The 11987-nt window shown below is 40.5% G+C and carries 12 protein-coding genes; all 12 read right to left on the bottom strand.

Annotated features, from left to right (window positions below; translation table 11 throughout):
- Nucleotides 1–126: 126 nt before the first annotated feature.
- Entirely contained in the window at nucleotides 127–2103 is a 1977-nt protein-coding gene (locus A9P82_RS12440; RefSeq protein WP_066208297.1) for a M1 family metallopeptidase, read from the bottom strand.
- A gap of 32 nt (nucleotides 2104–2135) precedes the next feature.
- The gene (locus tag A9P82_RS12435) at nucleotides 2136–4157 is read right to left on the bottom strand and encodes a S9 family peptidase (RefSeq protein WP_082915339.1); all 2022 of its coding nucleotides are present in this window, start codon (nucleotides 4155–4157) and stop codon (nucleotides 2136–2138) included.
- Nucleotides 4158–4253: 96 nt separating this feature from the next.
- Nucleotides 4254–5330, bottom strand: a complete 1077-nt coding sequence (locus A9P82_RS12430) for an ABC transporter permease (protein WP_066208295.1) — start codon at nucleotides 5328–5330, stop codon at nucleotides 4254–4256.
- 413 nt (nucleotides 5331–5743) lie between these two features.
- A complete protein-coding gene (locus tag A9P82_RS12425) occupies nucleotides 5744–6298 on the bottom strand; it encodes a hypothetical protein (RefSeq protein WP_066208293.1) in 555 nt (184 codons plus the stop codon).
- Between the two features lie 412 nt (nucleotides 6299–6710).
- On the bottom strand, nucleotides 6711–7661 hold the full coding sequence (locus A9P82_RS12420; RefSeq protein ID WP_066208291.1) for an AraC family transcriptional regulator: 951 nt from the start codon (nucleotides 7659–7661) through the stop codon (nucleotides 6711–6713).
- Between the two features lie 87 nt (nucleotides 7662–7748).
- A complete protein-coding gene (locus A9P82_RS12415) occupies nucleotides 7749–8267 on the bottom strand; it encodes a hypothetical protein (protein ID WP_066208290.1) in 519 nt (172 codons plus the stop codon).
- Complete coding sequence (locus A9P82_RS12410; protein ID WP_066208288.1) at nucleotides 8264–8977, bottom strand: copper homeostasis protein CutC; 714 nt, start codon at nucleotides 8975–8977, stop codon at nucleotides 8264–8266. Before A9P82_RS12410 ends, A9P82_RS12415 begins: the two co-directional genes overlap by 4 nt.
- Before the next feature lie 140 nt (nucleotides 8978–9117).
- A complete protein-coding gene (rplL, locus tag A9P82_RS12405; protein WP_456263918.1) occupies nucleotides 9118–9519 on the bottom strand; it encodes a 50S ribosomal protein L7/L12 in 402 nt (133 codons plus the stop codon).
- 147 nt (nucleotides 9520–9666) lie between these two features.
- On the bottom strand, nucleotides 9667–10185 hold the full coding sequence (gene rplJ / locus A9P82_RS12400; protein WP_066208286.1) for a 50S ribosomal protein L10: 519 nt from the start codon (nucleotides 10183–10185) through the stop codon (nucleotides 9667–9669).
- Nucleotides 10186–10225: 40 nt separating this feature from the next.
- Nucleotides 10226–10921 (bottom strand): 50S ribosomal protein L1, encoded by a 696-nt coding sequence (gene rplA / locus A9P82_RS12395; RefSeq protein WP_066208285.1) that lies wholly within the window; start codon nucleotides 10919–10921, stop codon nucleotides 10226–10228.
- 24 nt (nucleotides 10922–10945) lie between these two features.
- A complete protein-coding gene (gene rplK, locus A9P82_RS12390) occupies nucleotides 10946–11389 on the bottom strand; it encodes a 50S ribosomal protein L11 (RefSeq protein WP_066209923.1) in 444 nt (147 codons plus the stop codon).
- Between the two features lie 143 nt (nucleotides 11390–11532).
- Nucleotides 11533–11928, bottom strand: coding sequence for a tetratricopeptide repeat protein (locus tag A9P82_RS12385; RefSeq protein WP_066208283.1), 396 nt, complete (start codon nucleotides 11926–11928; stop codon nucleotides 11533–11535).
- Between the last annotated feature and the right edge of the window lie 59 nt (nucleotides 11929–11987).

Raw genomic sequence — 11987 nt, 5'->3', positions numbered from 1 at the left:
AAATAATCATCGCTTTGGATATGCAAAGTTCTTATGGCTAATTTCATCTGTCAAATTTGTTTAATGAGCGATAAAATTAATTAAAAAGGCTGCCAATTTTAGGCAACCTTCTTTCCGAAAAGTTTTTTATTGCGCTTTCCAGGTATTGTTATCTCTATTTGTATCGGGATAATGAACTTTCGGGTCAATTACCACAGACTCAATGGGCGAAGTAGAATTGTACTTGAAAGTCCAATCACCGCCGCGCTGCCATATTTCTACCGGAAGTTTTACTGTGGAAGAATCGCCGTTTTGTTGTTTGATATCAAGCGTTACAGGCAACACCATTTTTCCAAGATTGCTGATGGTAATCAGTGCGCCGTTTTCGGGCTTGTCGTCTACATATTTCACGCCGGTAACAGCTTGGTCTAAAGTCCATGTTGTATAAAACCATTCTTTCCAGAACCAACTTAAATCTTCTCCCGCAGCATTGTCCATTGTATGGAAAAAATCGTAAGGCCAGGGATGCTTGAACGCCCAGTTTTTAATATAAGTTCTGAAAGCATAATCAAACCTGTCCGCACCCAAAATATCATTTCTCAAAATATCCAGCGCCATAGACGTTTTGTTGTAGTACAAACCAACATCTCTGAAGCCCATTGCTTCGGGCGGTGTCATTAATGGGTCTTTTTCGTAAGACAACATACGACCTGCGCGCGGCGAAATGCTTGGATAATGTTTATTGCCATACTCGCCATTATTATATTCAAAAGAGGAAAACTGATTGATGAATGTATTGAAACCTTCATCCATCCACATAAACCTTCTTTCGTTGCTGCCTACAATCATCGGGAACCAGTTATGTCCTATTTCATGCGTAACATCGCCCCAAAGGCTGCGGGTTTTTATTTTGTAGCTTGTGAATACAATGCCCGGATATTCCATACCCAAAGCCACGCCTGCAACAACAACAGCCGAGTTCCAGGGATATTCAAAATAATCTTTAGAATAAATTTCAATGCTGCGTTTCAGATAATCAGCGGCTCTTCCGTAAGCATCATATCCTTGGCTTTCCACAGGATAAACCGCCATAGAAATGCCTTTTCTGCCCGAAGGAAAATTGATGCGCGTTGCATCCCAGCGGAATGCTTTGGACGCCGCCCAGGAAACATCGCGCGAGTTGAGCATTTTAAAATGCCAGGTCAAATTACCGGAAGTCTTCGGACGCGTAGAAGCTGCGCCTACTTCATCTTCTTTAATAATTTGTATAGCGCTGTCACTTTTTCTTGCTTTTGCCAAACGATTCATTTCTGTTGCCGTTAATACTTCCTGCGGATTTTGCAAATCGCCGGAACCCGCAACAATCATGTCAGCGGGCGCTGTGATGTAATAATCGTAATTGCCGTATTCGCAATAAAATTCGCCTTGTCCCAAATAAGGCAATGTTCCCCAGCCGCGCATATCGTCATACACGCACATACGCGGATACCATTGTGCTAATTGATATACAACGCCGTTCTTGGTGTATAATCTTCCCATTCTGTCCGCGCCGTATTCCGGAATAGAAAACCAATAATTTACTTTTACCGTAATCTTATCGCCGTTCGGATGAACGCCAAATGGCAAACGAACCTGCAGGCGTGTATCGGTAATTACGGGGTCGATTTTATACGTTTTTCCTTTGTACACAACCGACACAGACTGAATATGTTCGCCGCCTTTTGTATAACCTTTTACATCAAAGCGGTCGCCGCCAATAACGGTTGTAGCTACGCCGCGCGAACTTTGGTCAAAAATATTTTGGTCTATTTGCAGCCACAAATAATTCAGCGTATCGGGGCTGTTGTTCGTGTAGTCGATAGACACATTTCCTGAGATTGTTGTATCGGGCTCATTTAACGTAGCATGAATTGTATAGCTCGCGCTATTTTGCCAATACTTTGGTCCAGGCGCGCCGTTTGCGCTACGATATTCATTACCGGCAAAAGTATAAAACGAGGGGTCAAATGTTTCAAGTGGATTGTAAGCCGATTTATCTGCCTGTGTCGGTGTTTGCGCCGACGAATACATGGGCGCTGTAATACACGCAAGCAGCCCGATGCAAGAGAGTTTCAATAGTTTCATTCGTTTGTGCATTTTGATAAAAATTAAAAAAATTATTTCCTTTTTGGTCCCAATAAATATTCTTTTGGCGGTTCTGCGCCCAACAGATTTTTTACAAAATAATCCCAACGGCGACGCATCATGTAAAAATAATCTTCATAACCATGATGGCTGTTCGGAAAAATAATTAAATCAAAATCTTTATTGGCTTTTTCCAATGCCTGGACTACCAGCAATGTATTTTGCGGCGGCACATTATCATCCATCAAACCATGTACAAGCAACAATTTTCCTTTTAAGTTTTTTGCATAATTCTCATTTGCCTGTGCCGCATAATCCGAGTTTTGAACAAGCCCGTCATACCGTTCGCCCCAATCGTCTTCATAATTTCTGTTGTCATGATTGCCTGATTCTGCAATACCCACTTTGAAGAAATCGGGATAGCGAAACATTGCGCCGGCAGTTGCAAATCCGCCGCCGGAATGTCCCCAAATGCCTACACGGCTTGTGTCGATATAATTGTATTTTGTCGATAATTGACGAATGCAGGTAACTTGGTCTGCCAATGTATTTTGCGCCATATCGCCATAACTCATGTCATGAAAACTTTTGCTGCGCAAAGGATTGCTGGTGCCTTCCAAAACCACCACCACAAAACCCAGTTCTGCCAAAGCCTGATTATCGCCGCGCGATGGAACGAAAGACCAACTACCAACGCTTCCGCCTTGCGGACCGGGATAAATATAATCGATTATCGGATATTTTTTGTTCGGGTCAAGATGCGTTGGCGTAAACAGCAATCCGTATAAATTGGTTGTATCGTCATGCGCTTTTACAGTAATCGGAATTGGTGGTTTCCATCCGTTTGCTATGAGTTTTGATACATCGGTTTTTTCAAGTGTGTCAATTAATTTGCCGTCAAAATTCCGCAACACTTTTATAGGCGGAACATCCGGCTGGGAATAAGTATCGACAAAATCATTTTCGCGCAATTCCACATTGTGATTGCCCACTTCCGGCGTTAAAACTTTGAAACCTTTTCCATTGAAATTGATTTTACAAAACTGTCCGAAGTACGGGTTTTTCGTTTCCAGTCCGTTCGCGATAAAATAGATTTCGCGTTTCTTTTCATCCACTTTCAATATCTGCGAAACCAACCAATTTCCTTTCGTAATTTGATTTTTAAGTTTCCCTGTTTTTGCATCGTACAAATACAAATGTCCCCAATTATCTCTTTCGGAAAACCAAATGATTTCATTGGTTGCAGGTAAATATTTCCAATTAATTGTTCCCCAGCCCGATTCGTATTGCGTAGGCACGGTTTCGGTAAATACTTCACGTACATCGCCTGTTTCGGTATTAGCAATTCTGAATTTTTCAATCTTGTGGTCGCGCGATGTGGAAACAAAAGCAAGCTGTTTTCCATCGGGCGACCAATCGACATCGTCAAATGTTCCACTGCTTGCAACATCGTCGCTCAATGTAGCGCGATGTGGGTCGGGCGCAACTTTCAGCGGAATTACTTTTTTGGCATCAACATCAATTATCACGCGATGAATCATTGCGATTACCGAATCGCCGGGCAGCGCATATTTCCATGATTCCAAATGCGGATGACCAACATTTGTCGTAACCAAATACATATCGCCCACATTGCGTTGGTCTTGTTTGAAAGTTGCAATCTTTTTAGAATCCGGCGACCAGCGAAGAATCGGGCGGTTGCTGTGTTTCCAACCTGCATTGTCGGTTGCGTAGCCGAAATTTTTTTCGCCGTCTGTTGTTAATTGAATTTCATTGCCTGTGGCTATTTCTTTTACCCACAAGTTATCATCTTTTATAAATGCCTCGTATTTACCATCGGGCGAAGCCACGCCGCCGCCAAATCTACGCCTGCCAAAGCGATAGTTGGAACTCATTGTATCGCCCGGAAATTTTTTTACTTCCAGTAATGGATATGTTTTGTAAGAAAGAAATTTTTCTGCGTGTGCATAATCGGAATCCGTTAATACCAATTTTTGTTGTGCAGAAACCGTAATGCTACCGAACAGAAAAGCAGCGAGTAAAAATTTGTTCATGATAAAAAGTTAGAAGTCAAAAATAAAAATTAAAAATCAAAATTTGGGATGAAGAAGTTTGTGTTCATCGATAAACTCGGTTAAAATACCGAATAATCAATCGTTCACATCCATCGCATCTCTTAATCCGTTGCCTAACAAATTAAAAGCAAGTACTAATAACATAATCGCAATGCCGGGCGTGAGCGCCAGCATGGGATTATTGGTAATGATAAAATTGTAGTTTTCTTTAATCATCAAACCCCAACTCGGCTGCGGCGGCTGCACGCCAAGACCAAGGAAGCTCAAACCGGCTTCAATCACAATTGCGGAAGCAAAATTGCCCGCAGCAATGACCATTACCGGACCAACAATGTTTGGTAAAATATGTTTGACAATTGTTCTCACATGACTGAAACCTAATACACGCGCTGCTTCTACATATTCCAGTTTTTTTATGGAAAGAATTTGTCCGCGTACAAGTCGCGCAACGCTTACCCACAAAGTCAAACCGACTGCTACGAAAACCTGCCAAAAACCTTTACCTAATAAAATAGTGATGGCAAATACGAGCAACAATGTCGGCATTGACCAAATCACATTAATCAACCACATTACAACATTATCTGTGCGACCGCCGAAGTAGCCTGCAATCGCGCCGAGAAACACGCCAACCGTCAATGAAATAATTACAGCAATTAAGCCTACGGCAAGACTTACACGCGTGCCGATAATCAACCGGCTTAAAATATCTCTGCCGAATTTATCCGTACCGAGATAAAATTTTTTCAGAACGATTGCAGGATTTAAAATTTTATCGGCAGAATAAAAAACATTTTGCGAAACGCCTTCGTCAATATATTTTTTTACAAGAAATCCCGAATCTGTTTTTTTAAAGCCGATAATGGGAACGAGTTGAAAATCATCCTCTTTGCCCGACAATAAATACTTAAAAAATGAACTGCGTGAAACTTCACGTTGATTTTTGATACGCAAAAATTGTATGGAAAATCCGGGCTTTTGATTGGCAATTTCAGGAATCATCCTGTTTGCATTCGGCGAACTGTCCGGCGAAAGCGGATACGCGAAAATTGCAGTAAAAAGCGCAATTGCGATAACGAATAATCCGAAACACGCACCTTTATTTTTCAAAAGACGCTTTAAAGTTCTGTACCGTTGCGAATTTCCGTTCATCGGATGAAGATAATATTTGAACGGTAATAAAAAAAATAAGCTCTTGTAGAAACAAGAGCCGTAACCAAAACTAACTGCTTATGAGAAAGCACAAAGATAATACAGATAAATCTTAACGTTTCGTCAAAAAAACGCCAAATTCATGTCGTATTTTTTCGACATCGTGCGGTTTTGTACCTGAATGCAAATTAAGAAAGCCGTTTCCACAGCATATTTTCTATGAATGCCCTTTTAGAAAATTTGTAATGCACTAAATAAAAGCTTGAACAGAAAATTTTAATTCGCAGCACAATAATCGTACATTACAATTATACAGCGAGTTCGCGATTGCTAATCGACAAACAACAACTTTGTATAAAACAAAAACGGAACAAGCAGGTGCCCGTTCCGCCAAATCACTATATGTAGAGGGATTATAGTCCGAAGTTGTAAGCCACTCTCAAGCCAATAGCATTGTTTGATTTTCCACCGTCAACAAATTTGGTTTGTCCGCGGAAATTTACACCAAAGTCAAGATAGCTGTTTTTCGCAATTGGCAACAAATAACCGATTTGCGGAGTATAGATGAATGATGCAGACTTGTCTGCGCCCACATCTTTTTTATCAACAATGAAACCTGCGCCGGCAGTTCCCTGAATGTACAGGTTGGTTGTAGGGAAATAATATTTCAAACCTGCCTGTGCGGGAATAATCTGCAAATCTTTAGCATCGCCCTTTGCAAAATAATTGTCAAATCCACCATTTACTACTACATATAGATCTTTCTTTACAATTGCAAAATCTGCCTGAACAGAGCCGCCCAAAGACCAGTTATAATTGTCTTTAAAATTGCTAAGCGGAAGACTTGCCTGCGGACCAACGCCTAAAATAATGCTTGAGCGTGTTGCAGATTGCGCATTGGAACGGAATACTACAGCCAATAAAAACGCTACCGATAAAATTCCGATTTTAGTTAACTTCTTGTTCATATTCTATTTTTTAAATTTTTATAATCGCCTCAGAGTTTATGACTTACTGCGCAGTAACTATTCTCCAACTCTTTTTGACGATGCAAAATTACGCCGGGAAAATACGGGCTGCAATTCCAAAACTTCGGCGATACTAACCAATTTTTCGGTATGGATTTTTGGAAGAATGAAGCCACAGATGCACAGATAAAACTAATTTTAACCACATAGAAACATTAGAATTTAGTTGAAGAAATAAGAGTGAGATTGCTTGTTATTAGAGCGTGCAGAAAATCATAGTATTCTCATCAAAGATAAAAATCTACTGTGCGATTTTATTTTTCGCTGCGTTCATCTATAAAAACTATGTTTCTATGTGGTTAAAATTATTCGTGCATTGACTTCGTCGAACTTCACTTCGTTTCGTGGCAATTTACGCTGCGCCTTTCTTGAGTGCCGACGGCGCGTAACCTGCGAACTGCTTGAAGAAACGACTGAAATGAGAGGGCGTATCAAAATTGAGAAAGTCGGAAATTTCTTTGATGCTCATGGAAGAATAATTAAGCAAATAAAGTGCCTCGTAATAAAGCCGCTTATGAATGAGCTTTAGTGCCGGTTCGCCCGTTTCCTGCTTTACAACTTCACTCAAATATTTAGAAGTTACAAAAAGCATATCGGCGTATTCCTGCACGGTTCTTTTGGTAAGAAAGTGGTTGCCTACTTCGCGCTTGAATTGCTGAGTTAATTGATGACTGCGCGAAGAATGCATTGGTTGCCGCTGTACCGAATCCTGCAAAAATCTTCCCGTGAGATAAAACAATTGCATCAGCATGGATTGTATAATTTGTGTGTGATACAATCCTTGCCGGGCGTATTCGCCGTGCATTTGTTCCATCAATAATTTTACCGCCGCAAAATTTGTATCGTCCAAATTACAAACCGGCGGAAAATCAAGACCGGAATCCAAAATATTCTCCAGCATCCTGTCTTTAACGGACAAATCAGCAAAAAAATCTCTCCTGAAAAGAACCATGTATAATTGTAAATCTTCAGAAACTTCATCAAACGTATTAATCATTCCCGGGAAAATAATGTGCAAACTTCCGGGCTGAACAGCAAAGGCATAATGTCCGACCGTTTTCTTACACGAGCCTTTCAAACACAACACAACAGCGTAATGGTCAATTAACCTGTATGGCAGATTTTCCGACACGCGACCTTCGGTTTTCAGTAAAGCAAAATTGACTGATTTATTCAGTTGAGATGAGGCAAATTCGTCTTTATCGTTTTGGGGACAGACCAAACAAATATTATTTTGGTCATTCTTCGCATTATCAATTGTACGGATAATTTCATTCAATGTCAAATCTTTCGCTACATTCATCGCTCACACAATTTAGTCTGCAAAGATACAATGCTTCAATGAGTTTTAACTGCAAGACGGGTATATTTAAGGAAAGTAGTATTTCAACTAATTTATTTGCTTCAATACCTGTTTTGCTCTCGCTTTAAAACCTGCGGAAGCATTATTGATTTGAAAATCTATCAGCAGTTTGATTTCATTTTTTATTTCTGGAATGTGCTGCGCAATGTTTCCCAAAACAGTTAATGCAAATGCTTTAATAGCAATCGGTGTTGTAGCGCTTTCGACAAATGCAAAGCAGGCGTTCATGGTTTCGCCAAAATATTTTGCAGGAATTTCCACTTCTTGTAAAATACGCAGGCTGTTTCTCAAAATTGCATCATGCACATCTTTGCGCGAAAGCTGTTGTACTAAAAAAGGAACGTAGGAAATAATAAGTTGCTTATTTTTTCGCGCAGCCATACTTACACACCAAGCCGCGCGTTGCTGCAAGCGATATTCGTTGGATAAAAAACATTGCATTAATTCATCAAATCGTTTTTTGGAAGAAGTTGCATAGTCTGCAATCTTCAAGGCTTCGGATTTGATTTGAACCGATGGTTCTAACAATGCTTCGCGAATATTCATTGTTGTATAATTTGCTTCATCTTTTTGACTTCTTCTTCGTCAACGCCCGTGTTCATCAATATTTCAGCCATTGATGGAACAGTAAATTGCATGAGCGAATCGTATTCTTTTCTTGCAGAAGAATGAAATTCGTTTGCGCCGGCATCTTTTATTTTTTGCAAATTGCTGCTGCGAACACCGCTTCCGGGAAGAATGATGATTCTGTTGTTTGCTTGAACAATCAAGTCTTTAATCAAATCCAATGCATCGCCCACATTCGGTTTTTGTCCGCTTGTCAAAATTCTTGAGCAGCCTGTTTCAATAATTTTTTCCAGACTTCCCAAAGGATTTTTTGCTCTGTCAAACGCACGATGAAAAGTAATTTCTAACGGATAAGCCAAATCGACTAATTGTTTCGTTCTTTCTGTATCAATTGTCCCGTCTCCATTCAGCAAACCAAGAACCGCACCTTTGAAGCCAAGTTCTTTGCACAAAAGCAAATCTTTCCTCATCACTTCAAACTCTTCGTCGTTGTATAGAAAATCGCCGCCACGCGGACGAATAATGGGAAATACAGGAACTGTAACTTTTTCTGTTACAGTTTTCAAAGTTCCGTAAGAAGGCGTTGTTCCACCATCAAAAGGGTTTTCGCAAAGTTCGATTCTGTCTGCACCTGCGGCTTGCGCATTTAATGCAGATTGGATATTAAAACAGGCAATTTCTAAAAGCATGAGCAAAAGTAAATTTTATACCTCGAATGCACGAATAATGATTTTTTCCTGAGATGATTGATAACATACAAAACAAAAACCCGCTGAACGAATCAACGGGTTTTGTTCTTTTTGAATATTCCTTCCGGAAGCGGAATGAATTATTTTACTTCAACTTCAGCGCCTGCAGCTTTAAGTTTTTCAACTATTTCATCTGCCTCAGCTTTAGAAACACCTTCTTTTACAGGTTTTGGAGCGTTGTCCACGATTTCTTTAGCTTCTTTCAAACCTAAGCCGGTAATGTCTTTTACAACTTTAACCACACCAAGTTTGCTTGCACCGCCGCTTACGAGCACTACGTCAAAAGCTGTTTTTTCTTCTGCTGCGGGAGCGTCGCCACCGGCGCCGCCGCTTACAACAACTGCTGCTGCTGCCGGTTCAATACCGTATTCGCTTTTCAAGAAGTCTGCTAATTCTTGTACTTCTTTTACTGTAAGGCTTACTAACTGTTCAGCCAATGCTTTTACTTCTGCCATTTTGTTTTCAATTTTTTCCGACTTCATAGCTCTGTTTTTAAAGCGCTCCGCCGGATGGTTTAAAAAAATTATTTAACCCCCTAAAATCTCCCAAAGGAGAAGTTTTTAAAAGCCATTCGGGGAAATATGGCTTTTTTATTTTTGAGATTCCCGCCTTCGCGGGAATGACGTGATTTATTCTGCTGCAACAGGCTCTGCAACTTCTTCCGCTTTTGCTTCGCGGTTTTGTAAAGCTGCTACTACGCGGCTGATTGGAGATTGCAACAAACCGATAACTTCGCCGATAAGCTCTTCCTTCGTCTTGATATTGGTCAATGCAGTCAACTGATTGTCGCCACTATATACGTCGCCGTTGATGAAAGCGGCTTTCAGTTCGGGCTTGTCGCCGCCTTTACGGAATGAGCTGATAATAACTGCCGGATTTTTCGGATTTTCCGAAAACATCAAAGCGGTTACATTGTTCAAAGATTCGTAAACGCCTGCGTATTTTTCAGCATCAAGTGATTCCAACGCTTTTTTAATCAAAGTGTTTTTTGCCACTTTCATTTCTACTTGTTTGTCAAAACAAGCGCGGCGCAATTGTCCAACTTGTTCTACTGTTAACGATTCTGTATTCGTAACGTAGAAGTTGTTATATTGAGTGAACTTTTCTTTCAAAAGTTCTATTACTTCGTTTTTTTGTTCTTTAGTCATTGTCAAAAATTTTTGATGTCGTGAACTAATTTTTTATAAATTAATTCTGAACAGATTTTGTGTCAATAGCGATGCCCGGGCTCATTGTAGCTGCAAGGCTTACACCTTTTACATACACACCTTTTGCGGCAGTCGGTTTCAGTTTAATCAACGCATTGATTAATTCCTGACCGTTTTCTGTGATTTTTTCCGGCGTGAAAGACACGCGACCGATAGATGCGTGCACGATACCCGCTTTGTCCACTTTGAACGCGATTTTACCACCTTTTACTTCGGTTACAGCAGCAGCAACATCGTTGGTTACTGTTCCTGTTTTAGGATTCGGCATCAGGTTACGGGGTCCTAATACTTTACCCAAGCGACCGATTTTAGGCATTACGGAAGGCGTTGCAATAATTACATCTACATCTGTCCAGCCGCCGTCAATTTTTGTAATAAATTCGTCCAAACCAACGAAGTCTGCACCTGCTTCTTTCGCAGCAGCTTCTTTGTCCGGTGTACATAGAACCAAAACGCGCTTGGTTTTACCTGTTCCGTGTGGAAGCGTAACCGTACCGCGAACCTGTTGGTCTGCTTTTTTAGGGTCAACGCCCAAACGAATATGCAAATCAACAGAACTGTCGAATTTTGTTGTGTTTATTTCTTTAACCAATGCAGATGCTTCGGCAAGCGTATATGCCTTGTTTGCATCAATCTTTGCATTAGCTGCTTTTCTTTTTTTAGTGATTTTTGCCATTTTCCAAATAAGTTTAAGGATGAATTAATTTTCCCAAGGCGCTGTGCCTTCAACAGTCAAACCCATACTGCGGGCTGTACCGGCAACCATTTTCATGGCGCTTTCTACGGTAAAACAGTTGAGATCGGGCATTTTGTCTTTAGCGATAGCTTCGACCTGTGCCCAAGTCACTTTACCAGCTTTGCTGCGATTGCTTTCCTTAGAACCTTTTTGGATTTTTGCGGCTTCCATCAACTGAACGGCTGCGGGTGCAGTCTTGATAACGAAGTCGAAAGATTTGTCAGAATAAACCGTGATAACAACGGGAACAACTTTCCCCATTTTATCCTGAGTTCTTGCATTGAACTGCTTGCAGAACTCCATAATGTTTACGCCTTTAGAACCTAATGCAGGTCCAACCGGCGGAGCAGGATTGGCTTGACCGCCTTTTACCTGCAACTTTACGAAACCTGAGATTTCTTTTGCCATTGTAATAATTTTTTTGGTAATAACGTCCTTGCAATATGCGCGGACTCCCAACACAATATTCCTATAAAAGAACTATTTGGGGTTGCAAAGGTAGAAAAAATTATTAAACAAAGAAAAAAATCGAAAAAGACTTCGTTCCATGTTTAATGGATGGAAATAAGCCGGTCGATAATTTGGGAAATTTCCGGTCGTTTTTTTAGAGAAAGCAGAAAAGTTTTTACGGTCGGGATGCTTAGGTAATTGTTTTTCGCAGGATGCAACAGCACTTTCGCCTCATGGATACATTTATCCAATTGAGGAATAAACAAATGATTTGTATTTGCAATTAAGTCTTTCGCTCTTTGGAAATCGCTAATTGCAGAAAAAATCATTCTTTTCTTCCCGGTTTTTAGCTTGGCATTGCCCAAATGATATTTTGCAAGCCAATTATCCGGTTGTTCTTTTTCGAGCAATTGCAGTATGTGGACAGACCGAAGGTATTGCCCGTTTTTATATGCCGCAAGTGCAGATTTGAATTTTATGTTTTTTTCTGTTAGCATAAAACAAGTTTTGTAAGGTTTACCACAAAACCTGAGCAAATTTATTGCCTGATGCTTTG

The sequence above is a fragment of the Arachidicoccus sp. BS20 genome (assembly GCF_001659705.1).
In the GTDB taxonomy this organism is placed as follows: domain Bacteria; phylum Bacteroidota; class Bacteroidia; order Chitinophagales; family Chitinophagaceae; genus Arachidicoccus.
Note: the sequence above shows the minus strand (reverse complement) of the source record. Positions and strands in the feature narration are given on the sequence as shown.